Genomic DNA, 25,344 nt, shown 5'->3' on the forward strand with positions numbered 1-25,344 from the left:
TCTTGGTTTTTATTTTAAAAAGTTGGCACAGCAGTTGCAATATCTTCTTCAGTTGCTCATTCAATTTTTTATGTCGGCCCGCAAATAAGGCGGAAACATGCCACATAAGCCCGGGAATGATGCCAGAGTAAGGTGCCTACCGTCCGTTAATACCGATAACTGCGCAAGCTTTATCAGACACAGGGCGACACGTTGAGTGAGGCACCACCTTAATCTCACTGACGGGACGGCAGGAAACTGTCGTCCCGTCATCATTTTATACCTTCCTGCGTCTTTTCTGTTCTCTTTTTCGCACTGATGCATGCTGAGACTTTTCTCTTATCCCGGAACCGGTTAGCATCATGCACATGACAACAGGTTAAGAGATGACAATCTTGAAAAAATGGCGATTATTTCCGCGTTCGCTGCGTCAGCTGGTCGTGGTGGCATTCTGTCTGGTATTGCTGCCGTTGCTGGGACTGGCGTGGCAGGCGTATCAGAGTCTTGATGAACTGAGTAATCAGGCGGCGCAAATCAGTATCTCAACCGTACAGGATGCGCGGCGCAGTGAGGAAATGTCGAGCCTGGCGCTGGAAATGGAGCGCAGCTACCGTCAGTATTGTGTGCTGGGAAATGAAACCCTGAAAAATGTCTGGCACAAACAGTATCTCCGCTATGAGGACTATCTCGCCCGCCAGAAACAATCCACCCCCGATCCGCGCTATACTGATGACATCGCCGGCAGTCTCGGACAGTTATCTGTCCTGCAGTGTGAAAATGGTGAGCCGGTTGCCGCCATGACCACCCACCTGGAAGCCTTTGCCCGCAGTAATGCTGACCTGGTGCAGGCTATCCGTGAGGCGAATTTCCGGCGCGGTGAGGAACTCCAGAATGCTATCGCGCGCAAAGGTCAGTCATTCGGCTGGCAGAGCCTGCTGGTATTTGTTCTGAGCACCGGACTGATTATTCTGTTTACCCGTATGATTATCGGGCCGGTGAAGGTGATTGAACGGATGGTTAACCGTCTGGGAGAAGGGCGCAACCTGATACACCGCCTTGATAATTTTAACGGCCCGAGAGAACTGCGTTCGCTGGCGCTGCGGATTGTCTGGCTGAGTGAGCGTCTTGACTGGCTGGAATCCCAGCGTCACGAATTTTTGCGCCATATTTCCCATGAACTGAAAACACCGCTGGCCAGTATGCGGGAAGGTACTGAACTGCTGGCAGATGAAGTGGCGGGACCGCTGACGGCGGATCAGAAAGAGGTGGTATCTATACTGAGTGAAAGCAGCCGCCATTTACAGGTACTGATTGAACAGCTGCTGGAGTATAACCGCACCCTGGTGGACAGCCCGACAGAAGCCAAATGGGTTAATCTCGATACGGTAGTACACGAGGTGGTCAGCGCCCACAGCTTACCGGCGAGAAGCAAAGAAATCACGACGGAAGTCGGGCTGGATGAAACCAGTGTCTGGGCTGAACCGGTCTTATTAACACGTGTACTCGATAATCTGTACTCAAATGCGGTACACTATGGCGCTGAATCGGGTAAGATCCGGATAACCAGCCGGAAAGCCGGTCAGCATATACAGATAGATGTCGCCAATACCGGTACGCCGATCCCGGAAGAAGAACAGGAAATGATCTTCGAACCGTTCTACCAGGGTTCTCTGCAGCGCAAAGGTGCGGTCAAAGGCAGCGGGCTGGGGCTGAGTATTGCCCGGGATTGTATTAACCGGATGGGCGGCGAACTGATATTAGTCGGTTCTGAAGGTGCGGATGTGTGCTTCCGTATTCAGCTTCCGTTCCACACCTTACTGGAATAACAGGTCAGCATTAACTTGAAAATGACATTTAAGTCCCTGATTGCCGCCGTCCCGCTGTTGCTGGCCGGTTGTGTAAAAACCGCAACGCCGCCGGATCTTTCCGCGCTGGCGTCTGTCGTCCTGCCGCAGGAGCGGACAACAGATTACCGGATTGCGGATTGTCACGCTATCTGGGAACTCAACTCTGCGGCTGCGACAGAAAATGCGCTTTACTGGCTGCGGATGATGGATTGCGCTGATTTGCTCAGCAGTGATACAGCCCGCATTATGGCAGGAAAAATCACCCCTGACAGCTGGGATTCCGCGCTGCGCCAGAGTATTTTACTCAATAACACCGGCAGCCCGGCCAATGATAAACGTAAGGTGCTTGAGACCCTGAATACTTACAGTACCCGGTTCCCGGTATCACTGCGCCCGCTGATGACCCTGTGGCGTGCTCAGCTGAAACAGGCGATTACATTGAGTGATGAACGCCAGCGTTACCGCCGCCTGCAGAGTGATACTGACGGCCGGATTGATCAGCTGCGTGCGGTCAATGCCCGGCTGCAGTTTGAACTGCAGAATACCACCCGCAAGCTGGAAAATCTGAGCAACATCGAGCGCCAGCTGGCCGGTCGTAAACAACCGACCAAAGCCGATACGGAACTGGAAAGTGCCCTCGAAGAGCGCCGCGAAGCATTAGAAGAGGCAGCAGGTACGGCAGAGCCGAAACCGGCGGAAGCAAAACCTGCTGATGTTAAACCGGCAGAAGCCAAACCGGCAGAACCGAAAGCCGCAGAAACCAAACCGGCACAGGATAAAAAGGAGTAACCCCGGCATGACAGTACGCCGCAGCGCAAACTTATTATTGGTTGATGATGATCCGGGCTTACTGAAACTGCTGGGGATGCGCCTGAGCAGTGAAGGTTTCCGGGTATCAACGGCAGAAAGCGGCCCTGACGCGCTGAAGGTACTCAATAAAGAAAAAATCGATCTGGTTATCAGTGACCTGCGGATGGATGAAATGGACGGTATGGCGCTGTTTGCCGAGATCCAGAAAACCCATTCCGGTATGCCGGTAATCATCCTGACGGCCCATGGCTCCATTCCGGATGCGGTGGCTGCCACCCGTGAGGGGGTGTTCAGCTTCCTGACCAAACCGGTGGATCGTGATGCGTTATATAAAGCGATTGACGATGCGCTGGCACTCTCCACCACCACGGTCAGTGATGAATCCTGGTGTGAGAGCATTGTTACCCGCAGCCCGCTGATGCTGCGTCTGCTGGAGCAGGCACGTATGGTGGCGCAATCCGACGTCAGTGTGCTGATCAACGGCCAGAGCGGTACCGGGAAAGAGGTACTGGCACAGGCCATTCACAAAGCCAGCCCGAGAGCGAAAAAGCCCTTTATTGCCATTAACTGCGGCGCACTGCCGGAACAGCTGCTGGAATCAGAGCTGTTCGGTCATGCCAAAGGGGCTTTTACCGGTGCGGTGAGCAGCCGGGAAGGGCTGTTTCAGGCGGCAGAGAGCGGCACACTGTTCCTCGACGAAATCGGAGATATGCCGATGCCGCTGCAGGTCAAGCTGCTGCGTGTTCTCCAGGAGCGCAAAGTGCGCCCGCTCGGCAGTAACCGCGACATTGATATTGATGTCCGCGTCATTTCCGCGACACACCGCGATTTACCCAAGGCGATGGAAAAACACGAATTCCGTGAAGATCTCTACTACCGCCTCAATGTGGTTAACCTGAAAATTCCGACACTCCATGAGCGGGCTGAAGATATCCCGCTGCTGGCCAATCATATTCTGCGCGAAGCGGCGAAAAAACATAAGCCGTTTGTCCGCAGCTTCTCTCCGGATGCCATGAAATGCCTGATGGGTGCGAGCTGGCCGGGCAACGTCCGTCAGCTGCTTAACGTTATCGAGCAGTGCGTGGCGCTGTCTACCGTACCGGTGATCAGTGAGTCGCTGGTGGCTCAGGCGCTGGAAGGGGAAAACACGGCATTGCCGACCTTTGCGGAAGCCCGTAACCAGTTTGAACTCAACTATTTACGTAAACTTCTCCAGATGACCAAAGGTAACGTGACCAATGCGGCCCGTCTGGCGGGGCGTAACCGGACAGAGTTCTATAAATTACTGTCCCGGCATGAGCTGGATGCGGCCGACTTTAAAGAATAAGCAAAGAATCGGTGCGAACCGGCACATTTTGCTATCATCTTCATTATTAGCTGTTTTATTATTAATTTTTACATACGGTGAGATCTATCCCGGGAGAACAGGATTTTATGCGTCGTACACTTAATATCGCCCTGGCTCAACTGAATTTTCTGGTCGGAGATATCGAAGGCAATGGTGAACGTATTCTGAAAACCATGGCGGAGCAGCAGGCGGCAGGGGCTGATCTGGTCATGTTTTCCGAACTGGCATTGTCCGGGTATTCACCGGAAGACCTGGTTTTCCGTCCTGATTTTCATCAGCGGATAGTGCAGAGCCTCACCCGGATCCAACAGGCCAGCGGTGACTGTGCTGTGCTGGTGGGGCACCCGTGGCAGGAAAACGGTCACATCTATAATGCCCTCTCGTTCTTTGAGAAAGGGGCACTCCGCGCCCGCTATTTCAAACAGGAACTGCCGAACTACGGTGTGTTCGATGAAAAACGCTGGTTTACGGCAGGGACAGAAACCTGTGTGATTGATTTTCGCGGTTATCGCCTCGGGTTACTCATTTGTGAGGATATCTGGACTGACGGCCCGGTGGATGCCCTGAAAGCGGCTGGTGCGGAAATCATTCTGACACTGAATGCGTCACCGTATTCCACTGATAAAATTGATACCCGGGATGTACTGATACAGGCGCACTGCCGCCGTACCGGGCTGCCGCTGGTCTATCTCAACCAGGTCGGCGGGCAGGATGAGCTGATTTTTGATGGTGATTCTGCTGTTTTCGCCGCAGATGGCAGCGTAACGCATCGTCTTGCAGCGTTTTCAGAGCAAATTGCGCAGTGTCAGTTTACCGATTTAACCATCACGCCGATGGCGGATCCGGCACCGTCATTGTCTGTTCTGGCTCAGGTTTATCAGGGGCTGGTGCTGGCAACACGGGATTATGTCCGCAAAAATGGTTTTCAGGGAGCGCTGCTGGGTCTGTCCGGCGGGATCGATTCCGGCCTGACGGTCGCCATTGCCGCTGATGCGCTGGGTAAAGACAAAGTGCAGGCGGTGATGATGCCGTTCCGTTACACCTCGGATATCAGTATCCACGATGCCCGTGAGCAGGCAGAGCTGCTGGGTGTGGAATTTGATGTGGTGTCGATTGAGCCGATGTTTGACGCCTTTATGCACGAACTGGCGCCGAAATTCGCCGGAACGCCGGTTGATACCACCGAAGAGAATTTACAGGCGCGTTGCCGGGCGGTGATCCTGATGGCGATGTCCAATAAATGCCGCCGCATTGTGCTGACCACCAGTAATAAAAGCGAGTGTGCGGTGGGTTACTCCACACTGTACGGGGATATGGCCGGGGGCTTTAACGTTCTGAAAGATGTGCCGAAAACCATGGTGTTTGAACTGGCAAGATACCGCAACACGCTCTCTCCGGCGATTCCGGAGCGGGTTATTACCCGTCCGCCGTCAGCAGAACTGGCGCCGGGTCAGCTGGATCAGGACAGTCTGCCGCCGTATGACATCCTTGACGCTCTGCTGGCCGGGTATGTTGAAAAAGACATGTCCGCCGGTGAACTGATCGCCGCCGGGTTTGATGAAGCGGTGGTCCGCAAGGTTATCCGGCTGGTGGATATCAATGAATACAAACGCCGCCAGTCACCGGTGGGACCGCGCATTACCGCCCGGAACTTTGGCAAAGATCGCCGTTACCCGATTACATCCGGGTTTGGCCGCAAAAATTGGTAACAGGATCTGACAATGAAAAAGATTGAGGCAATTATTAAGCCGTTTAAACTCGATGATGTCCGCGAAGCTCTGGCTGAAGTGGGGATCACCGGGATGACCGTAACAGAAGTGAAGGGGTTCGGTCGTCAGAAAGGGCATACCGAACTGTACCGCGGCGCGGAATATATGGTGGATTTTCTGCCGAAGGTGAAAATTGAAATTGTTGTCGCCGATGACATTCTCGAAACCTGTGTGGAAACCATTATGCAGACGGCGCAGACCGGTAAAATCGGTGACGGTAAAATCTTTGTGTTTGATGTGGCACAGGTTGTCCGGATCCGTACCGGGGAACAGGATGAAGATGCTATCTGAGTCCTGCTGAGCATCCCTGCAAATCATTCTTATCCGGCGGCTGTCATTTCTGATACCGCCGGATTTTTTTATCTGTCAGTAAAAGGAGAAGACTGTGCGGGCAATACATGTGCGGGTAATACAATGGATCGTTGCGGTATGTGCTGTGGTGATTATTCTGGTTATGGCCGGTATTATTATCCTGCAGTCAGTACTGAAAGACCCCGGTCAGCATGAATTACCGGCGCTGTTTGCGCAGGTTTCCGGAATGAATTTAAATAAAGAAGAACGTGACGAGCTGGAAACGTGTATTCATTCAGCCAAGGTGATGTACTTCTCACAGGCAGTCAAAAAATGTGTGAACCGGGCGCGGTATAAAAACTGACGGGCAAAAAAAAGAGTAACAGCAAACCGGGCGAAAGGATGGGATAGATATAAATTCGGCGGTTATGTCACTGTTACTCAAATGTGCATTTACTTCAGCACATACGCTGAATACTCAGCGTGTTGTTATTGTTATTCTGTCGCGATTATAAAATTTTGTGCGGACCGAAACATTCATAATGGATCTGGTCTGCACTGACGCCCATGGCCGTCAGCTGACGTGCAATGTGCTGCATAAAGGCCACCGGGCCGCACAGGTAATAATGGCGGGTTTTACTGAGCAGGACATCCTGCTGAGCGGTTAAATCCATCAGCCCGGTCAGGTGCGGATGCGCTTCATCTGCACGCGGCTCTCTGTACCAGACGGTCTGGCTGAACGCCGGCAGCTGAGCACCAAACCGGTTTACTTCATCCGCAAAGGCATGCACACCGCCGTGCTCTGCCGCATGCAGCCAGGTCACGTCTGCCGGATGCTGTTGCGCTGCGAGTGTTTGCAGCATAGCCATCATTGGTGTTAAGCCGACACCGGCGGAAATCAGAACCACCGGCGTTTCTTTTTCTGCCTCCAGGAAGAAATCCCCCAGCGGCGGCGTCAGTCTGACCACATCACCTTCCTGCACATTGGCGTGCAGCCAGCCGGAAATTGTACCTTTATCCTCACGTTTGACCGCAATCCGGTAGGTTTTACCGTCCGGTGCCTGTGTCAGGGAGTACTGGCGGATCTCCTGGTTTTCAAGCGCCTCATCACTGATATAGACACTGATATACTGCCCCGGACGGTAATCCGCGACAGGCCTGCCATCAACCGGTGCCAGTTCAAAACTGGTGATAAGTTCACTCTGCGGCTGTTTGCGGATCACACGGAATTCACGCAGTCCTTCCCATCCGCCCTGTGACGCCGCTTTTTCCTGATACAGTCCGGCTTCGCGCTGAATAAAGATATCCGCCAGCACGCCGTATGCTTTCCCCCAGGCGGTAAGGACTTCCTCACCCGGATTGAGCAACTCTTCAATGGTGGCCAGCAGGTTTTCCCCGACAATCGGGTAATGCTCAGGTCTAATCATCAGACTGGCATGTTTATTGGCAATTTTTTCCACTGCCGCACCCAGCGCACCGAGGTTATCAATATTCATGGCATAGGCGCAGACCGCATTAAACAACGCTTCACGCTGCGCACCGTTCTGCTGGTGGCTCATGGTGAAGATATCTTTTAATTCCGGATGCTGACGAAACATGCGGTCATAAAAATGAGCAGTCAGTTTCGGGCCGGTGGCGGCAATCAGCGGGGCAGTGGATTTTACGGTGGCGATAGTTTGTGCATCGAGCATAGCAGGGCTCCTGAAAAAGCATCACATCAGTGTGAAATTTATAACATGTATTTTTTATGCAACTTATAATACAGGGCAGAATTTGTAAAGCGCAAATTTTTCTGCTGTTTCTGAAAATCCGCTGAAAATAGCGAAATTGATCAGTGAGCGTGGGTAAGGGGGGATCACAAATCCGGTATTGTGTCCGATGGACAGGATATTCTTATGAAATAATAAGTGCGGTAATTACCTGATTTTACCGGCATGCAATCGTTTGCGTATTTTTTGTTTCCGGGGCTATCTCAATTCAGAAAAAGGGTTTACACTGTAGGGCATTCGTCCCCGGAAAGGGGTGTTTTTTTATCGGCATCAGGCGAGTCAGGAGAAGCGAATGTTAAAGCGTGAAATGAATATTGCAGATTACGACCCACAACTCTGGCAGGCGATGAAAGACGAAGATCGTCGTCAGGAAGAGCACATTGAATTAATTGCCTCTGAAAACTATACCAGCCCGCGCGTTATGGAAGCTCAGGGCTCCCAGCTCACCAACAAATATGCGGAAGGATATCCGGGCAAACGCTACTACGGCGGCTGCGAATATGTGGATATCGTGGAACAACTGGCGATTGACCGTGCAAAAGAACTGTTCGGCGCAGATTATGCCAACGTTCAGCCGCACTCAGGCTCCCAGGCTAACGTTGCAGTGTACTCCGCACTGCTGTCACCGGGCGATACCGTATTAGGGATGAATTTAGCGGAAGGCGGTCACCTGACTCACGGCTCTCCGGTAAACTTCTCCGGTAAACTGTACAATATCGTCCCTTACGGTATCGATTCTGCCGGTAAAATCGATTATGACGATGTCGCTGAACAGGCGAAAAAACATCAGCCGAAAATGATCATCGGCGGCTTCTCTGCTTACTCCGGTGTGGTTGACTGGGCGAAAATGCGCGAAATCGCTGACAGCATCGGTGCTTACCTGTTTGTTGATATGGCCCACGTTGCCGGTCTGGTTGCCGCAGGTGTTTATCCTAACCCGGTTCCGCATGCTCACGTTGTCACCACCACCACGCACAAAACCCTGGCGGGTCCGCGCGGCGGGATGATCCTCGCGAAAGGCGGTGATGAAGATCTGTACAAAAAACTGAACTCAGCCGTATTCCCGGGCAACCAGGGTGGCCCGCTGATGCACGTTATCGCCGGTAAAGCGGTGGCGTTAAAAGAAGCAATGGAGCCTGAATTTAAAGCAAATCAGGTTCAGGTTGTGAAAAATGCCAAAGCAATGGTTGAAGTCTTCCTGAACCGTGGTTATAAAGTGGTGTCCGGCGGTACTGAGAACCATCTGTTCCTGGTGGATCTGGTCGATAAAGACATCACCGGTAAAGATGCGGATGCGGCACTGGGCCGTGCTAACATCACTGTCAACAAAAACAGTGTGCCGAACGATCCGAAGAGCCCGTTTGTGACCTCCGGTATCCGTGTCGGTTCCCCGGCGATTACCCGCCGCGGCTTCAAAGAAGCAGAAGCCCGTGAACTGGCCGGCTGGATGTGTGACGTGTTAGATAACCTCAATGATGAAGCGACCATTGAAGCTGTGAAACAAAAAGTTCTGGCTATCTGCGCGAAATATCCGGTTTACGCATAATCGCGTTACCAATCTGATGTAACCAAAACCCGCTTCGTTCGCCGCGAGCGGGTTTTTTGTATTCCTGAAAGGAGAGGCAGATGTTTGTTCCGTCATCGCTCTGGCTGGCGCTTGATTATTTTACGTATTTCTTTTCCTACGGGATTTTTCTTCCCTACTGGGGCGCATGGCTGAAAGGTGAAGGGCATGATGTGGCAACGGTCGGTATGTTGCTCAGTGTGGGGCTGGTGGCGCGGTTCATCGGCAGTCTGTTTATCACGCCGCTGTTTAAAGACCCGTCACGGCTGATTTTTGCCCTGAGACTGATGGCACTCTGCGCTTTTCTGTTCGCGGTGGCGTTTTATTTCGGCTCGCACTGGCTATGGCTCTTTTTTGTCATGGCCGGATTCAACCTCTTTTTCTCGCCGATGATCCCGCTGGGGGATTCCCTTGCCGCAACCTGGCAAAAACAGTTCCCGATGGATTACGGCTCGATCCGTGTCTGGGGATCGGTGGCATTTATCATCGCCACCTCGGTTACCGGGATGCTGATGGATATCTGGAAGCATGAGGTGATCCTGGCAGCATTAGTGGTCAGTACCGGCTCACTGCTGCTGACATCGCTGCTGCGTCCGCGCATTATGCCGTCCGGGGAAATGAAACAGCGCGGGCCGCAGGTGAGTTTCCGTGTTCTGCTGAAAGATAATGCCGTTGTTCGTTTTCTGCTGTGTGTGAGTCTGTTACAGGGGGCACACGCCGCCTATTACGGCTTCAGTGTGATTTACTGGCAGAAGGTGGGGTATTCTGATGCCGCGATCGGTTATCTCTGGTCACTGGGTGTGGTGGCGGAAGTGATTGTCTTTACCTTCAGTAATAAACTGTTCCGCCGCTGGAGTGCGGCCAGCCTGTTACTGCTTTCCGGTATCTGCGGTATTCTGCGCTGGTCACTGCTGGGCATGTCGGCGGCACTGCCGGTGCTGATTGTGGCGCAAATTCTGCACAGCGGCACCTATACCGTGTGCCATCTGGCGGCGATGCGCTTTATCGGTGCCCGCAAATCCGCGGAAATTATTCCGTTGCAGGCGGCGTATTCCGCGCTGGCAATGGGCGGGGCGATTGCGGTGATGACGCTGGTGGCGGGGTATCTGTATGAGGATATCCACGGCGGCATCTTTTATCTGATGGCACTGACGGTGCTTCCGGCTCTGTTCCTGAGGCCGAAAGTCCGGCCGCAGACCCCGGAAAACGCATAATAAAAAAGGGTGATGACGAAAGTCATCACCCTTTTTTACATCTGGCGGAACAGAATCAGCGTTTCAGTGACTCAGTCAGCTCATCACGCAGTTCTGCCAGCAGTTCGCGGACCACACGCGGGCTGCCTGCAACGATGTTACCGCTGTCGATATAACGGTGGTCACCGGTGAAGTCAGTGACGATACCGCCCGCTTCACGGACCAGCAGTTCACCACCGAGGAAATCCCACGGTTTCAGGCCGATTTCGAAGAAACCGTCCACACGGCCGGCAGCGAGATACGCCAGATCCAGCGCGGCAGAGCCGGTACGGCGGAAATCTGAGCAGCGGGTGAACAGTTTGCCGAGCATTTTGATATAGGTATCAGCGTGGTGTTTGGCTTTGAACGGGAAGCCGGTCGCCAGTACCGCACCGTCAAGATCACGGGCGGTGGCACCGCGCAGACGGTAGCCGTTTAATTGCGCGCCCTGACCACGGACAGCAGAGAATAATTCGTTACGCATCGGATCGTAAACAACCGCCACTTCAGTGCGGCCTTTGATACGGAATGCGATAGATACCGCGAAGTGCGGGAGACGTTTGACGAAGTTGGTGGTGCCATCCAGGGGATCAATCACCCATTGCATATCATATTCTTCACCGGGTAACTCACCGCACTCTTCGGAGATAATAGTGTGCTTCGGATAAGATTTGCGGATGATCTCGATAATCATCTGCTCGGCTTCGCGATCCACGTTGGTCACAAAGTCATTGGAACCTTTCTGAGTAGTCTCAACAGTGTCAGGCATTTCATAGTGTTTGGCAATCAGGTTGCCGGCCTTACGTGCAGCACGTATGGCGATGGTAAGCATCGGATGCATGGGGTTGTCCACCGGGATGTTAAAGAACGAAAATAAACGCGGCGGAGTATAACAGGTGATCGTCAATCTGACTATTCTTGTGTTAAGATATTGCGATAATTTCTCAAAGAAAGTGTGTTATGTCCGAAAATATCCGAATCGTCCTGGTGGAAACCTCACATACAGGCAATATGGGCTCCGCTGCGCGGGCGATGAAAACAATGGGGTTATCCAGCCTTTATCTGGTCAATCCGCAGGTACAGCCGGACTCTCACGCCATCGCGCTGTCTGCCGGTGCCAGTGACGTTATCGGCAATGCAAAGATTGTCAGTACCCTGGATGAGGCGATTGCCGGTTGTGAACTGGTGATCGGCACCAGTGCCCGGTCACGCACACTGCCGTGGCCGATGGTTGAACCGCGTGAATGCGGGGAAAAAAGTGTTAAAATCGCACAGAGCGCACCGGTTGCGATTATTTTCGGCCGTGAACGTGTCGGGCTGACCAACGACGAATTACAGAAGTGTAATTATCATCTTTATATCCCGACCAACCCGGAATACGGCTCGCTGAACCTGGCGATGGCGGTGCAGCTGGTCAGTTATGAGATCCGGATGGCATTTCTTGCCTCTCAGAATGAGAGCGAACCGGCAAATAATGATGAGGCAGATGAGGTACACTATCCGCCGGCGGATGATATGGAGCGGTTTTACACGCATCTGGAATCGGTTCTCAATGAATCCGGTTTTATCCGCAAAGCACACCCGGGTCAGATTATGAACCGTCTGCGCCGCTTATTTACCCGCGCGCATCCGGAAACACAGGAGCTGAATATCCTGCGTGGTATCCTGACTTCTGTTGAGAAATGGGCGAAAAAATAGTTGAGTAAATTACTGGGTTAAATAGTTGACTAAATTACTCAGGAATGACACAATTTCTTCACCATTTATCACGGGGATCCGGTTATGAGACTGACATCAAAAGGGCGCTATGCGGTAACCGCTATGCTCGACGTAGCGCTGCACTCCCATGAGGGGCCCGTACCACTGGCTGACATTTCTGAACGTCAGGGTATCTCCCTCTCTTATCTTGAGCAACTCTTCTCCCGTCTGCGTAAAAACGAGCTGGTTTCCAGCGTTCGCGGGCCGGGCGGCGGGTATCTGCTGGCACGCGGTGCCGGTGAGATTTTCATTGCTCAGGTCATCTCGGCCGTCGATGAATCCGTTGATGCGACCCGCTGTCAGGGAACTCAGGAAGGCTGTCAGGGCGGTGACCGCTGTCTGACACACGCGCTGTGGCGTGACCTGAGTGACCGTATTACTGATTTTTTAAGCAGTATCAGTCTGGAAGAGTTAGTAAATCATAAAGAAGTGATTGATGTTGCTGATCGCCAGGATGATAAACGTCGTGCACATAATCTGGCAATTAACGAAACGATTATCAATCTGCAAGCATAAGCAGAAACCTGCGTTAACAACGCAACCGTAGTTCATGGAGCAATTGAGCGATGAAATTACCGATTTATTTAGATTACTCAGCAACCACCCCGGTTGATCCGCGTGTTGCTGAAAAAATGATGCAATGCCTCACAATGGACGGCATCTTCGGCAACCCGGCCTCACGTTCCCACCGTTTTGGCTGGCAGGCCGAAGAGGCCGTCGATATTGCCCGTAACCAGATTGCTGATCTGGTCGGTGCTGATCCGCGTGAAATCGTGTTCACTTCCGGTGCCACCGAGTCTGACAACCTGGCGATTAAAGGTGCAGCCAAATTCTATGAGAAAAAAGGCAAGCACATTATTACCTGCAAAACTGAGCACAAAGCGGTACTCGATACCTGCCGTCAGTTAGAGCGCGAAGGGTTTGAAGTGACCTATCTTGCGCCGCAGCGTAATGGCCTGATCGACCTGGCTGAACTCGAAGCCGCAATGCGTGAGGACACCATTTTAGTTTCCATCATGCATGTGAATAACGAAATCGGTGTGATTCAGGATATCGAAGCAATCGGTGAACTGTGCCGCAGCAAAGGGATCATTTTCCATGTGGATGCCACCCAGAGCGTCGGTAAAGTGCCGGTTGATTTAAGCAAACTGAAAGTGGATCTGATGTCCTTCTCCGGCCATAAGATTTACGGCCCGATGGGTATCGGTGCACTGTATGTCCGCCGCAAACCGCGTATCCGCATTGAAGCGCAGATGCACGGCGGTGGTCACGAGCGCGGTATGCGTTCAGGTACTCTGGCAGTGCATCAGATTGTCGGTATGGGTGAAGCTTACCGTATCGCCAAAGAAGAGATGGCAGCGGAAGCTGAGCGTCTGTCCGCACTGCGTATGCGTCTGTGGAACGGTATCAAAGATATCGAAGAAACCTATCTGAACGGTTGCCCGGAGCATTCCGCACCGAATATTCTTAACGTCAGTTTCAACTATGTTGAAGGTGAATCCCTGATGATGGCGCTGAAAGATCTCGCGGTATCATCCGGTTCTGCCTGTACGTCTGCCAGCCTGGAGCCGTCATATGTTCTGCGCGCCCTGGGTATGACCGACGAACTGGCGCACAGCTCAATCCGCTTCTCTCTGGGTCGTTTCACGACGGAGGAAGAGATTGACTATGCTATCAAACTTATCCATAACGCAATTGGCCGCCTGCGCGATCTTTCCCCGCTGTGGGAAATGCACAAGCAAGGTGTTGATATTAACAGCATTGAATGGTCACACCACTAATCAGACGGTTTCAGGAGTATAAACAATGGCTTATAGCGATAAAGTAATCGATCACTACGAAAACCCGCGCAATGTCGGTTCATTCGACAACGAAGATCCGACTGTCGGCAGCGGCATGGTGGGTGCGCCGGCCTGTGGTGACGTAATGAAGTTACAGATCAAAGTGGATGACAACGGCGTGATTGAAGACGCGCGTTTCAAAACCTACGGCTGCGGCTCGGCGATTGCGTCAAGCTCACTGGTGACTGAGTGGATGAAAGGGAAGACCCTGGATGAAGCGGAAGCCATCAAAAATACCGCGATTGCGGAAGAACTGGAATTACCGCCGGTGAAAATTCACTGCTCGATTCTGGCTGAAGATGCGATCAAAGCAGCAATTGCGGATTACAAAAGTAAACGCCGGGGCAACTAATAGCCCGCCGCTGCCGGTGTGCAGCAGGTAAAACAATAAAATAATGGCGGATACTGATCTCATCGGTCATCCGCCATACTGGTTTATAGAGCGAGGTGTGTAATGTCCGTTTCTCTTACAGAAAGTGCGGCAAACCGGGTCACCAGTTTTCTGGCAAACCGTGGTAAAGGAGTAGGTCTGCGGTTAGGCGTGAGAACCTCCGGTTGCTCTGGTATGGCTTACGTACTTGAATTTGCCGATGTCATTAATGAAGATGATGTCGTCTTTGAAGATCACGGCGTAAAAGTGATCATCGACGGAAAAAGTATTGTGTATCTTGACGGTACGGAAGTGGATTTCGTGAAGGAAGGGTTAAACGAAGGGTTTAAATTCAATAACCCGAACGTCAACAGCGAATGCGGCTGCGGCGAGAGTTTCCACGTTTAACTGATCCATTTATCCGCGAAGAGAATACGATGAACTATTTTTCCCTGTTCAGCCTGCCTGTGCGTTATGACCTTGACACACAGGTACTTGCCGGTCGTTATCAGGATTTGCAGCGCCAGTATCACCCGGACAGATTTGCTGCCGGTGATGCGAAAGAACAAGCGCAGGCACTGACGATGGCCGCGACCATCAATGACGCCTACCAGTCCCTGAAACATCCCCTGAAACGCGCGGAATACATGCTGCTGTTACATGATATTGATATCAATAATGAACAGCATACAATGCATGATACCGCATTTCTGATGGAGCAGCTGGAGCTGCGCGAAGCCCTCGATATCATTGAACAAAAACAGGACAGTGATGCACTGGCCGGTTTTGCTGCCACTATCACTAAAATGACAAAAACCCGGATGGCAGAGATGATTCGTCAGCTGGATGACGAAGAGTGGGCCGCTGCGGCGGACAGCGTGCGTAAATTACGATTTTTAAGTAAACTGACGCAACAAATTGAAAATCTTGAAGAACGTTTGCTCGACAGTTTCTAGGGGAAAATATGGCACTGTTACAAATCAGCGAACCGGGACAGGCTCCCGCCCCGCATCAGCGCCGCCTTGCTGCGGGTATTGATTTAGGCACCACCCATTCACTGGTCGCCACTGTACGCAGTGGTGAAACCGATGTACTGCCCGACCACGAAGGGCGTTATTTACTGCCATCCGTGGTGCAGTACAGTGCGGACAGCCGCCTGGTCGGCTGGGATGCCCGTGCAAACGCAGCGGCAGATCCTCAGAATACCATTATCTCTGTCAAACGCATGATGGGACGCTCACTGACCGATATCACGCAGCGCTACCCTGATTTACCGTATCAGTTACAGGCGGGCGAAAACGGCCTGCCAATCATCCGCACCGCAGCCGGATTGACAGATCCTGTCCGTGTTTCGGCGGATATTCTGTCCGTGCTGGCACAGCGCGCGCAGGAAACCCTCGGCGGTGAGCTGGATGGCGTGGTGATCACCGTCCCTGCCTATTTTGATGACGCGCAGCGTCAGGGCACCAAAGATGCTGCCCGTCTTGCCGGATTACACGTGTTGCGTCTGCTGAATGAGCCGACAGCGGCAGCTATCGCCTACGGACTGGATTCCGGTCAGGAAGGGGTGATTGCGGTTTATGACCTCGGCGGCGGTACGTTTGATATCTCTGTGCTGCGTCTGAGCCGTGGTGTATTTGAAGTGCTGGCCACCGGCGGTGATACCGCGCTTGGCGGTGATGATTTCGATAATCTGATTGCAGACTGGATTTATAAGCAGCGCGGCATTCAGTCACAGGGGCATTCGCAGCACCGCGAAGTATTAAATGCGGCGGCGGAAGCCAAAATCGCACTGTCTGATGCCGCACAAACCACCCTCTCCCTGGATGGCTGGCAGGGTGTGCTGACCCGCGAGACCTTTGAGGAACTCATTCGTCCGCTGGTCAGAAAAACCCTGATGACCTGCCGCCGTGCCCTGAAAGATGCGGGGACGGATCAGGATGAAGTCCGCGAGGTGGTGATGGTCGGCGGATCAACCCGCGTACCGCTGGTGCGTGAGCTGGTCGGTGAGTTCTTCAGCAAAGAGCCGCTGACCTCGATTGACCCGGACAAAGTGGTTGCTATCGGTGCCGCGATTCAGGCGGACATTCTGGCCGGTAACAAACCGGACAGCGACATGCTGCTGCTGGATGTGATCCCGCTCTCGCTGGGGCTGGAAACCATGGGCGGCCTGGTGGAAAAAGTCATTCCGCGCAACACCACCATTCCGGCAGCCCGTGCCCAGGAATTTACCACCTTTAAAGACGGCCAGACCGCCATGACCATTCATGTGCTGCAGGGCGAGCGGGAAATGGTCAGCGACTGCCGTTCCCTGGCGCGTTTCACCCTGCGCGGTATCCCGCCGATGGCCGCCGGTAACGCCCATATCCGTGTCACCTTCCAGGTGGATGCGGACGGGCTGCTGAGTGTCAGCGCACTGGAGAAATCAACCGGCGTGCAGGCCTCCGTCCAGATCAAACCGTCTTACGGCCTGAGCGATACCGATATCGCAGGGATGATCAAAGATTCGCTCGAAAACGCAGAAAATGATTTATCCACCCGCCGTCTGGCGGAACAAAAAGTGGAAGCTGCCCGCCTGCTGGAAAGCCTGACTCAGGCGCTTTCAGAGGATGGCAATTTACTGAGCGACGACGAAAATGCTGCTATTGATGCGGCAGTCGGTGTGCTTATTGAGAGCGTTGAAGGCGACTCACCAGCCGCCATTGAAAACGCAATTAAACAACTGGACAAGCAAACACAGGTATTCGCGGCGCGCCGGATGGACAATTCTGTCCGCAAGGCACTCGCGGGTCACTCTGTGGATGAGATATAACGGGAAGATTATGCCTAAGATTGTTTTTTTACCGCATGAGTCATTATGCCCTGAAGGTGCGGTATACGACGCAAATGAAGGTGAGTCAATTCTGGATGTTGCCCTGCGTAACGGTATCGAAATTGAACATGCCTGTGAGAAATCATGTGCCTGCACAACCTGTCACTGTATCGTCCGCGAAGGGTTTGACTCCCTCGGAGAGAGCAGTGAGCTGGAAGATGACATGCTGGACAAAGCCTGGGGTCTCGAGCCGGAAAGCCGTCTGAGCTGCCAGGCGAAAGTCGCGGATGAAGACCTGGTGGTGGAAATTCCGAAATACACCATCAACCACGCGCGTGAGCACTGATAAAGGAGCCTGAAATGGGACTGAAATGGCAGGACAGCCGTGAAATCGGCGAAGCACTGTATGATCTGTACCCGGACACGGACCCGAAAACCGTGCGTTTCACGGATATGCACCAGTGGATCTGCGAACTGGAAGAATTTGACGATGCACCTGAAAAATCTAACGAAAAAGTGTTAGAAGCAATTTTGTTAGTCTGGCTCAGCGAATTTGAATGATGTCTTTTGTTACGCGCATCAGGCCGCACAATTGTGTTAGCGTGCGGTCTCTGATGCGCGTATGCTGTTACCGCCTCCTGTGCAGACCGGCACGCCGTGCATTCCTCAAAAAAATCTGACTGTTACGGCAGTCTAAAAGTTAAAAGAGAGAACGAAATGACGCAACTCATCATGCCTGTAACCTTATCGTATGAACCTGCTTCTCCGGCGTGGGGAGAGAAAGCCCTGGTCAGCGCGACTGACAAAGGAATGACCGTTCATTTAAGCCGCAAAGGGATGCTGTGCGCCGTGCAGAGCGCAGGCCGCAAAATCGACGGTCAGGGCATCCGCAATGTGGTGCTGAGCGGCAGCAACTGGGATCTGGAAACCAGCTGGGCATTCTGGCAGGGCTTCCGTGGTCCGAAAGGCGCACGCTCGATTGAATGGCCGGAATTACCGGAAGCGGATAAAACCGAACTGGAACACCGTATCCGTATCATCGACTGGGTACGCGATATCATCAATACCCCTGCGGAAGAACTGAGCCCGGAACAGCTGGCGCAACGTGCGGTTGATCTGCTGTGCGGCGTTTCCTGCAATTCTGTCGGTTACCGTATCATCAAAGGGGACGATTTACGCGAGCAGGGCTATATGGGGATCCACACAGTCGGTCGCGGCTCTGTGCGTCCGCCGGTACTGCTGGCGCTGGATTACAATCCGGGCAAACAGGAAAACGCACCGGTGTTTGCCAGCCTGGTCGGTAAAGGGATCACTTTTGATTCCGGCGGCTACAGCCTGAAACCGTCTTCTTCCATGGACTCCATGAAATCCGATATGGGCGGCGCTGCCACCCTGACCGGCGCACTGGCAATGGCTATCAGCCGCGGCCTGCAAAAGCGCGTCAAACTGTATCTGTGTATCGCGGATAACCTGGTGAGCGGCAATGCCTTCAAACTGGGTGATATTATCCGTTACAGCAACGGTAAATCTGTTGAAATCATGAATACTGATGCTGAAGGCCGCCTGGTACTGGCCGATGGTCTGATTGAAGCGGACAAAGATAACGCCGGGTTTATCATCGATGCAGCGACCCTGACCGGGGCGGCGAAAACGGCCGTCGGTAACGACTATCACGCGGTGATGAGCTTTGATGACGCGCTGTACAATGAACTGATGTCAGCCGCTGATCAGGAAAAAGAGATGTTCTGGCGCCTGCCGCTGGCAGAATTCCACCGTCGTCAGATACCGTCCTCCTTTGCTGATCTGAGCAACACCGGGGCACCGAATACTGCCGGGGCAAGTACCGCAGCGGCATTCCTGTCTCACTTTGTGGAAGATTACCGCAAAAACTGGCTGCACATTGACTGTGCAGCCACTTACCGCAAAGCGCCGTCAGACTTATGGTCTGCGGGAGCCACCGGCTATGGTGTGCGCACCGTGGCGGCACTGCTGCTGAAAAAAGCCGGACAGTAACCGGGCATTGCCCTGCTGATTCTGCTGTAAAACGGTCACATCATATGTGGCCGTTTTTCTGTGACATTTACGAAGACAGAGACTGAAATAAGGAGTTCTGTAATGTCGGATACACTCCCGGTGCAGGAAGTGATGATTGAACAGGGCAGCGCACTGCTGCTGAGTGTGCCGGAGAACAAACCGGATGCGGTGCTTGATGCGCTGACCGGTGTGTTTAAACAGCACAAACCGGTGCGCCGTGCATTTTGGGTAATGGCAGCCGAAAAAAACAACACTGTCCCGGATGAACCGGTATTGCTGATTGTGCTGGAACTGAGTGAAGAACAGGACGCGGATACCGTGATCCGTCAGGCGGCAGAGGCAGCGATGGATCACCTCGCTGACGGGGAACATATTGATTTTTGTCTGTTAAATCCGGATGAGAATGACGGACTGACACACTTCCTTACACAACACATTCAGGCATTTTATCAGCGCCGCCTTGGTGGCTGGCTGCGCAATGCCATTCCGGTAACAGAAGCATAACAACAATTTATCCGGATGGTGAATATGTATAGTGCAGATATTCAGAATAATGCACTATACGCTTGTTTAGGCTTTGTTTACACTTCGTGAAATAATACCGAACAAGTGCCCGTTTTCCGGGCTCACCAGAAAGGATTGATTATGCGTTCTCCGATTGCAGGACAGGCTCCCGGCAAAAAACGCTGCATTGCAGTGCTTCTTGCATCAGCGCTGGCGCTCATGGGTTGTGATGACACCGGCAGTAACACCACGGCTGCGGGCAGTAATGACAGCGCGTCAGCCAATAATAAAGAAAACCCGTCTTCCTCATCTGTTTCCTCCCCGTCTGCGAAAAAAACACAGGACACCGCATCACTGGCAGAGCTGAGCAAGCGCTATGCCGGGAAAGATGTGACTATCATCGACGCCTCTGAGATCCAGCTTGATGGTGCAAATGCGATGGTGGTGACCTTCTCCGTTCCGCTGGATCCGAACCAGGATTTCAGTCAGTTTGCCCGTCTGGTGGACGTGAAAAACGGTAAGCTGGAAGGGGCCTGGGAGCTGTCGGATAATCTGATGGAACTGCGTATGCGCCATCTGCCGCCGTCACGGGAATTGCAGCTGAGTATCGATCGCGGCGTGCGCGGTATCAATGAGCGCACACTGGTTAACGGTTACGATTTAAAACTGACCACTGCGGATGTGGTGCCGAGTGTCGGCTTTGCCAGCCGCGGTTCACTGTTCCCGGCAGATGTCTTACAGGGACTGCCGGTATTCGCGCTGAACGTGGACAGTATTGATGTCAATTTCTACCGCATCAAACCGGATTCCCTGGCGTCTTTCCTCGCAAGCTGGCAGTACGGCAACAATCTCCAGTACTGGAATTCGGATGATCTGCTGAATAATACCGATCTGGTCTATACCGGGCGTTTTGATCTCAATCCGCAGAAAAACACCCGCGAAAATATGCAGATCCCGCTGAAGGATATCAAGCCGTTACAGGAAGAAGGCGTGTATCTGGCGGTGATGCAGCAGGCCGGGCGCTACAGCTACACCATGCCTGCCACACTCTTTACCCTGAGTGATATCGGCGTGTCCATGCACAGCTACCTGAATGAGCTGGATGTCTTTACCCAGTCGCTGGCGAAAGGCAGCGCGCTGAAAGGCGTGGAAATCCGTTTACTCGACAGTAAAGGCCAGCTTCTCAGCAAAGCAGAAACCGACAGCAGCGGTCATGCCAGACTGGATCGCGGGGCGGATGCCGCGCTGTTACTGGCGATTAACAACGGCCAGACCAGTATGATCGACCTGAAAAACCCGGCGCTTGACCTGGCAGAGTTTGATATCGCCGGTCCGCAGGGCTATGCAAAACAATTCTTCGTCTTTGGTCCGCGTGATCTGTACCGTCCGGGGGAAACTCTGGTGATCAACGGCCTGCTGCGTGACGGTGACGGTCATCCGGTTAAAGATCAGCCTGTCAAAGTGGATGTGCTGAAAAACGACGGTCAGGTGGCCTCCACTTTCGTCTGGCAGCCGGAAAACGGTCTTTATCAGTATCAGTATGCGATTCCGGAAAATATCGAGACCGGTAAGCTGACACTGCGTTTTGATCTCGGGGATAACACGCCGCGCTTCTACAGCGTCAATGTGGAAGATTTCATGCCTGAGCGCATGGCAATGGAAATCAAAACTGATAAACAGCCGATCACCACACAGCAGTCCGCCGACTTTGAGATTGAAGGTCATTATCTTTATGGTGCACCGGCAGCCGGTAACCAGCTGACCGGACAGCTGTTTATGCGTCCGGATCGCGAAGCGTCCGCCAAACTGCCGGGCTTTGAATTCGGTGATATTCAGGAAGCGAGCCTGACCCGCACTCTGGATGAGTTCGACGAAACCATGGATGACGGCGGCGAGCTGGCATTCACCATCAGTAATGATTACTGGAAAGAGGTGAAATCGCCGTTTAAATTGATCCTCCAGGCAAGCCTGATGGAAACCGGCGGCCGTCCGGTGACCCGCCGCGCGGATGTTGCGGTATGGCCTGCTGCGAAAATGGCCGGTATCCGTCCGCTCTTCGCCAAAAAAGAGGTTTACGATTACCGCACTGACAAATATGTGTCGCAGTACAGTATGGATGAAGATTCACTGGCTGAATTTGAAATTGTCTATACCGATCGTCAGGGGAATAAGTTAAAAGCAGATGACCTGAATGCGCGTCTGATTTATGAGCGCCGTGATTATTACTGGCGCTGGTCTGACTCCGAAGGCTGGTCATCCGGGTATGATCAGAAAGACCTCGTGATGTCTGATGACAAAATCAGTATTGCCAAAGACGGCACGGCAAAAGTGACCGTCCCGGTCTCCTGGGGTGCATACCGTCTGGAAGTGGTGGATCCGTCCACCGGGCTGACCAGCAGTGTGCGTTTCTGGGCGGGTTATTCCTGGCAGGATAACACCGGTGGCACCGGTGCGGTTCGCCCGGACCAGGTGAAACTGAAACTGGATAAACCAAATTATCACGCCGGTGATAAAGTAAAACTGAATGTGACCGCACCGCAGGCCGGTAAAGGTTATGTGCTGCTGGAATCCAGTGACGGCCCGTTATGGTGGCAGGAAGTGGATGTGCCGGAAGGCGGCACCGATGTGGAAATCCCGCTGAACAAAGAGTGGACACGTCACGACCTGTATGCGACAGCGGTGGTTGTCCGTCCGGGTGACAGCTCCCGTCAGGCTACCGTCAAACGCGCGGTCGGCATTCTGCATATTCCGATGGCTGATCCGGCCCGTAAGATTGATGTGACACTGGATACCCCGGCCCGCATCCGTCCGAATCAGGATCTGACCGTTAAAATCAACGCGAAAGCACAGGACGGCAAAGCGGCACCGGAAAAAGTGAATGTACTGATTTCCGCCGTGGACACCGGTGTGCTCAATATCACCGATTACAAAACACCGGATCCGTATGATGCCTTCTTTGGCCGCAAGCGCTACAGCGTGGATCAGTATGATGTCTATGGTCAGCTGATTGAGGGCAGTGGTCGTCTCGGCACACTGAGGTTCGGGGGCGACGGCGGTGATGACCTCGATCGCGGCGGCCTGAAACCGCTGACCGAAGTGCAGATTGTCGCACAGCAGGCGGCACCGGTGGAACTGAATGCGCAGGGCGAAGGAACGGTGACTCTGTCAATTCCGGATTTCAACGGCGAACTGCGCCTGATGGCTCAGGCCTGGACGGATGAAGATTTCGGTCATGCGCAGAATAAAGTCATTGTTGCCGCACCGGTGATCAGCCAGATGGCGCTGCCGCGCTTTATGGCCGGCGGTGACCGTTCGCAGCTGACACTGGATCTGACCAACCTGACCGATGAAACACAGAATCTGACCGTGAATTTCAGCGCGGACGGCATGGTGCATCTCAAAGGGGCGGCAGAGAAAGAAATCACCCTGGCGAAAGGTCAGCGCACCTCTGTGAATGTCCCGGTTGAAGCCGCCAACGGCTTTGGTCAGGGCGAGGTGTTTATGACGGTCAAAGGACTGAAACTGCCTGATGACAGCAGCAACACCTACAAAAACAGCTGGAAAATCGGTGTCCGTCCGGCGTATCCGGCTGAAACCGTTTCTTACTCGATGTCACTCGGCAATGGCGGGGAATGGGCATTACCGGCAGATCAGATCGGCTATCTGGATGCCGGTACCGTGTCCGGTGAAATGACGCTGACCAGCCGTCCGCCGCTGGATATCTCGCGTTACATCCGTGAACTCTATGCCTATCCGTACGGCTGTCTGGAACAGACGGTGAGCGGGCTGTATCCGTCCCTGTACTCCTCTGAAGCGGAACTGAAAAAACTGGGCATTAAAACCCAGACTGATGCCGGACGCCGTCAGGCGGTGATGACCGGTATCCCGCATCTGCTCGGCATGCAGCGCAGTGACGGCAGTTTCTCCCTGTGGGATAACAGCGGCGCGGAAGAGCCGTGGCTGACCGCTTACGCGACAGATTTCCTGTTCCGTGCCGGACAGCGCGGGTTTGACGTTCCGGCGGATGCTCTGAGCAACGCCAATAACCGCCTGCTGCGCTATCTGCAGGATCGCTCGGTGATCAGCAGCAACTATTACGGCAACAGCGACCAGATGCGCTTTGCGGTACAGGCGTATGCCGGTTATGTGCTGGCACAGCAGCAGAAAGCACCGCTCGGCGCACTGCGTCAGGTCTATCAGCGCCGTGACGATGCCGCAAGCGGGCTGGCACTGGTACAGCTGGGTATCGCCCTGAAGAAAATGGGGGATGCGGATCGCGGTAATGAAGCCATCCGTCTGGGTGTGATGAAGAACCGTGACAGTGTCTACACCGGCGATTACGGCAGCACTATCCGTGATGATGCCATGATTATTGCCCTGCTGAGTGAGGCGGATTCCAATGCGGATCAGCGTTACGGGAAGTTGCAGGCACTCTCTGCGGAGATACAGAATAACCGTTACTTCTCCACTCAGGAGAGCAACGCTCTGTATCTGGCAGGTCGTCAGTACATTAATCAGAGCGAAAAACCGTGGTCTGCCCTGATCAACGGGCAGGCCCCGGCAGTCAGCCGTGACAGCGCGCTGCGTGAGACTCTCACAGCGGCACAGCTGAATAACGGCATCAGTGTCGCGAACCGCGGGGATGCAGAGCTGTTTGGTCGTGTGAATATCACCGGTTATCCGTTACAGGCACCGGCTCCGTCATCGGAAGTGCTGAAGATCAAGCGGACGTATATGGATCTGAACGGTAATCCGATCAGTATTGACCGCCTGAGCAGCGGTGATCTGGTGGCTGTCCGTCTGGATATTCAGGCTGACCGCAACGTACCGGATGCGCTGGTGGTGGATCTGTTACCGGCCGGTCTGGAGCTGGAAAACCAGAACCTGGCGGCAGCCAGTGCAAGTCTGGCGGACAGCGCGCCGAACCTGGCCGAAGCTATCCAGGATATGCAGCAGGCCAATATCCGCCATACCGAATACCGTGATGATCGCTTTGTCTCCCAGGTGGCGGTGGAAGAGTACCGTCCGGTGACGCTGGTCTATCTGGCCCGCGCGGTCACTCCGGGTAAATACAGTGTGCCGGCACCACAGGTGGAATCGATGTATATTCCGTCCTGGCGCGCCACCGGTGTGACACCGGCAACACTGGAAGTGGTTCGTTAACAGTACAGCTTGTTGTCCGCAGCCTCCGGGCTGCGGCAGCAAAATAGGTTTTATGCCCTTATAGTCTGTTATAAGGGCATGAAATTGTATACAAAGCAGGATAAAACGTGGTTTTTCCTGCTTTGTGTTATCAGCCGAAAATCAATAAATTGATTTTCCTGGTTTATTTTTACAACTCCTGCCGGTCGTCGCCAATCCCTGCGGGTTTGTCAACGACCTGATGCCCTTATAATCTGTTATAAGGGCATCTTAT

General features: G+C 53.3%; 22 protein-coding genes. 20 read left to right on the top strand and 2 right to left on the bottom strand.

Annotated elements, in window-relative coordinates:
- Positions 1-365: 365 nt before the first annotated feature.
- The 6 genes from U868_RS0103570 (at position 366) to U868_RS0103595 (ending at position 6,408) form a co-directional block, all read left to right on the top strand.
- Positions 366-1,805: a sensor histidine kinase gene (locus U868_RS0103570; protein ID WP_025152091.1), complete on the top strand. Its 1,440-nt coding sequence runs from the start codon at positions 366-368 to the stop codon at positions 1,803-1,805.
- A gap of 21 nt (positions 1,806-1,826) precedes the next feature.
- A complete protein-coding gene (gene qseG, locus U868_RS0103575; RefSeq protein WP_025152092.1) occupies positions 1,827-2,615 on the top strand; it encodes a two-component system QseEF-associated lipoprotein QseG in 789 nt (262 codons plus the stop codon).
- A gap of 7 nt (positions 2,616-2,622) precedes the next feature.
- Complete coding sequence (glrR, locus tag U868_RS0103580; RefSeq protein ID WP_025152093.1) at positions 2,623-3,963, top strand: two-component system response regulator GlrR; 1,341 nt, start codon at positions 2,623-2,625, stop codon at positions 3,961-3,963.
- Between the two features lie 107 nt (positions 3,964-4,070).
- Entirely contained in the window at positions 4,071-5,693 is a 1,623-nt protein-coding gene (locus tag U868_RS0103585) for an NAD+ synthase (protein ID WP_025152094.1), read from the top strand.
- A gap of 12 nt (positions 5,694-5,705) precedes the next feature.
- Positions 5,706-6,044: a nitrogen regulatory protein P-II gene (gene glnB / locus U868_RS0103590; protein ID WP_004236946.1), complete on the top strand. Its 339-nt coding sequence runs from the start codon at positions 5,706-5,708 to the stop codon at positions 6,042-6,044.
- A gap of 94 nt (positions 6,045-6,138) precedes the next feature.
- Complete coding sequence (locus U868_RS0103595; protein WP_162817205.1) at positions 6,139-6,408, top strand: hypothetical protein; 270 nt, start codon at positions 6,139-6,141, stop codon at positions 6,406-6,408.
- 145 nt (positions 6,409-6,553) lie between these two features.
- Here U868_RS0103595 and hmpA read toward each other — a convergent pair whose 3' ends face one another.
- The gene (gene hmpA / locus U868_RS0103600) at positions 6,554-7,735 is read right to left on the bottom strand and encodes an NO-inducible flavohemoprotein (protein WP_025152096.1); all 1,182 of its coding nucleotides are present in this window, start codon (positions 7,733-7,735) and stop codon (positions 6,554-6,556) included.
- 370 nt (positions 7,736-8,105) lie between these two features.
- Between hmpA and glyA the strand changes: the two genes are divergently transcribed.
- On the top strand, positions 8,106-9,359 hold the full coding sequence (glyA, locus tag U868_RS0103605) for a serine hydroxymethyltransferase (RefSeq protein ID WP_004236943.1): 1,254 nt from the start codon (positions 8,106-8,108) through the stop codon (positions 9,357-9,359).
- A gap of 80 nt (positions 9,360-9,439) precedes the next feature.
- Complete coding sequence (locus U868_RS0103610) at positions 9,440-10,591, top strand: 3-phenylpropionate MFS transporter (RefSeq protein ID WP_025152097.1); 1,152 nt, start codon at positions 9,440-9,442, stop codon at positions 10,589-10,591.
- Positions 10,592-10,646: 55 nt separating this feature from the next.
- On the opposite strand, the gene suhB is transcribed toward U868_RS0103610, so the two are convergent.
- Positions 10,647-11,450: an inositol-1-monophosphatase gene (suhB, locus tag U868_RS0103615; RefSeq protein ID WP_025152098.1), complete on the bottom strand. Its 804-nt coding sequence runs from the start codon at positions 11,448-11,450 to the stop codon at positions 10,647-10,649.
- 119 nt (positions 11,451-11,569) lie between these two features.
- On the opposite strand from suhB, the gene trmJ reads away from it, so the two are divergent.
- From trmJ to U868_RS0103675, 12 genes are all read left to right on the top strand, one after another.
- Positions 11,570-12,307, top strand: coding sequence for a tRNA (cytosine(32)/uridine(32)-2'-O)-methyltransferase TrmJ (trmJ, locus tag U868_RS0103620; RefSeq protein ID WP_025152099.1), 738 nt, complete (start codon positions 11,570-11,572; stop codon positions 12,305-12,307).
- Positions 12,308-12,391: 84 nt separating this feature from the next.
- Complete coding sequence (iscR, locus tag U868_RS0103625; protein ID WP_004236939.1) at positions 12,392-12,883, top strand: Fe-S cluster assembly transcriptional regulator IscR; 492 nt, start codon at positions 12,392-12,394, stop codon at positions 12,881-12,883.
- 50 nt (positions 12,884-12,933) lie between these two features.
- Positions 12,934-14,148, top strand: a complete 1,215-nt coding sequence (locus tag U868_RS0103630; protein ID WP_025152100.1) for an IscS subfamily cysteine desulfurase — start codon at positions 12,934-12,936, stop codon at positions 14,146-14,148.
- 25 nt (positions 14,149-14,173) lie between these two features.
- On the top strand, positions 14,174-14,560 hold the full coding sequence (gene iscU, locus U868_RS0103635) for a Fe-S cluster assembly scaffold IscU (protein ID WP_004236936.1): 387 nt from the start codon (positions 14,174-14,176) through the stop codon (positions 14,558-14,560).
- Between the two features lie 102 nt (positions 14,561-14,662).
- Positions 14,663-14,986: an iron-sulfur cluster assembly protein IscA gene (iscA, locus tag U868_RS0103640; protein WP_004236935.1), complete on the top strand. Its 324-nt coding sequence runs from the start codon at positions 14,663-14,665 to the stop codon at positions 14,984-14,986.
- A gap of 29 nt (positions 14,987-15,015) precedes the next feature.
- Positions 15,016-15,534 (top strand): co-chaperone HscB, encoded by a 519-nt coding sequence (gene hscB, locus U868_RS0103645; RefSeq protein ID WP_025152101.1) that lies wholly within the window; start codon positions 15,016-15,018, stop codon positions 15,532-15,534.
- Positions 15,535-15,542: 8 nt separating this feature from the next.
- Positions 15,543-17,390, top strand: a complete 1,848-nt coding sequence (gene hscA, locus U868_RS0103650) for a Fe-S protein assembly chaperone HscA (RefSeq protein WP_025152102.1) — start codon at positions 15,543-15,545, stop codon at positions 17,388-17,390.
- Positions 17,391-17,400: 10 nt separating this feature from the next.
- On the top strand, positions 17,401-17,736 hold the full coding sequence (fdx, locus tag U868_RS0103655) for an ISC system 2Fe-2S type ferredoxin (RefSeq protein ID WP_004236932.1): 336 nt from the start codon (positions 17,401-17,403) through the stop codon (positions 17,734-17,736).
- A 14-nt stretch (positions 17,737-17,750) separates the two neighbouring features.
- Entirely contained in the window at positions 17,751-17,951 is a 201-nt protein-coding gene (gene iscX, locus U868_RS0103660) for a Fe-S cluster assembly protein IscX (RefSeq protein ID WP_025152103.1), read from the top strand.
- A gap of 156 nt (positions 17,952-18,107) precedes the next feature.
- Positions 18,108-19,403, top strand: coding sequence for an aminopeptidase PepB (gene pepB, locus U868_RS0103665; protein WP_025152104.1), 1,296 nt, complete (start codon positions 18,108-18,110; stop codon positions 19,401-19,403).
- A gap of 102 nt (positions 19,404-19,505) precedes the next feature.
- Positions 19,506-19,928 carry an enhanced serine sensitivity protein SseB C-terminal domain-containing protein gene (locus tag U868_RS0103670; RefSeq protein ID WP_025152105.1) on the top strand — a complete coding sequence of 141 codons (423 nt, stop codon included), beginning with the start codon at positions 19,506-19,508 and terminating at the stop codon, positions 19,926-19,928.
- Positions 19,929-20,069: 141 nt separating this feature from the next.
- The gene (locus U868_RS0103675) at positions 20,070-25,091 is read left to right on the top strand and encodes an alpha-2-macroglobulin family protein (RefSeq protein WP_025152106.1); all 5,022 of its coding nucleotides are present in this window, start codon (positions 20,070-20,072) and stop codon (positions 25,089-25,091) included.
- Positions 25,092-25,344 lie beyond the last annotated feature (253 nt).

Source organism: Morganella morganii H1r (genome assembly GCF_000633515.1).
GTDB classification, from domain to species: Bacteria; Pseudomonadota; Gammaproteobacteria; order Enterobacterales; family Enterobacteriaceae; genus Morganella; species Morganella morganii_B.

Coding starts and splice junctions, on each gene's coding strand:
- U868_RS0103570 (WP_025152091.1), top strand. CDS start 366: ATGACAATCTTGAAAAAATGGCGATTATTTCCGCGTTCGCTGCGTCAG.
- qseG (WP_025152092.1), top strand. CDS start 1,827: ATGACATTTAAGTCCCTGATTGCCGCCGTCCCGCTGTTGCTGGCCGGT.
- glrR (WP_025152093.1), top strand. CDS start 2,623: ATGACAGTACGCCGCAGCGCAAACTTATTATTGGTTGATGATGATCCG.
- U868_RS0103585 (WP_025152094.1), top strand. CDS start 4,071: ATGCGTCGTACACTTAATATCGCCCTGGCTCAACTGAATTTTCTGGTC.
- glnB (WP_004236946.1), top strand. CDS start 5,706: ATGAAAAAGATTGAGGCAATTATTAAGCCGTTTAAACTCGATGATGTC.
- hmpA (WP_025152096.1), bottom strand. CDS start 7,735: ATGCTCGATGCACAAACTATCGCCACCGTAAAATCCACTGCCCCGCTG.
- glyA (WP_004236943.1), top strand. CDS start 8,106: ATGTTAAAGCGTGAAATGAATATTGCAGATTACGACCCACAACTCTGG.
- U868_RS0103610 (WP_025152097.1), top strand. CDS start 9,440: ATGTTTGTTCCGTCATCGCTCTGGCTGGCGCTTGATTATTTTACGTAT.
- suhB (WP_025152098.1), bottom strand. CDS start 11,450: ATGCATCCGATGCTTACCATCGCCATACGTGCTGCACGTAAGGCCGGC.
- trmJ (WP_025152099.1), top strand. CDS start 11,570: ATGTCCGAAAATATCCGAATCGTCCTGGTGGAAACCTCACATACAGGC.
- iscR (WP_004236939.1), top strand. CDS start 12,392: ATGAGACTGACATCAAAAGGGCGCTATGCGGTAACCGCTATGCTCGAC.
- U868_RS0103630 (WP_025152100.1), top strand. CDS start 12,934: ATGAAATTACCGATTTATTTAGATTACTCAGCAACCACCCCGGTTGAT.
- iscU (WP_004236936.1), top strand. CDS start 14,174: ATGGCTTATAGCGATAAAGTAATCGATCACTACGAAAACCCGCGCAAT.
- iscA (WP_004236935.1), top strand. CDS start 14,663: ATGTCCGTTTCTCTTACAGAAAGTGCGGCAAACCGGGTCACCAGTTTT.
- hscB (WP_025152101.1), top strand. CDS start 15,016: ATGAACTATTTTTCCCTGTTCAGCCTGCCTGTGCGTTATGACCTTGAC.
- hscA (WP_025152102.1), top strand. CDS start 15,543: ATGGCACTGTTACAAATCAGCGAACCGGGACAGGCTCCCGCCCCGCAT.
- fdx (WP_004236932.1), top strand. CDS start 17,401: ATGCCTAAGATTGTTTTTTTACCGCATGAGTCATTATGCCCTGAAGGT.
- iscX (WP_025152103.1), top strand. CDS start 17,751: ATGGGACTGAAATGGCAGGACAGCCGTGAAATCGGCGAAGCACTGTAT.
- pepB (WP_025152104.1), top strand. CDS start 18,108: ATGACGCAACTCATCATGCCTGTAACCTTATCGTATGAACCTGCTTCT.
- U868_RS0103670 (WP_025152105.1), top strand. CDS start 19,506: ATGTCGGATACACTCCCGGTGCAGGAAGTGATGATTGAACAGGGCAGC.
- U868_RS0103675 (WP_025152106.1), top strand. CDS start 20,070: ATGCGTTCTCCGATTGCAGGACAGGCTCCCGGCAAAAAACGCTGCATT.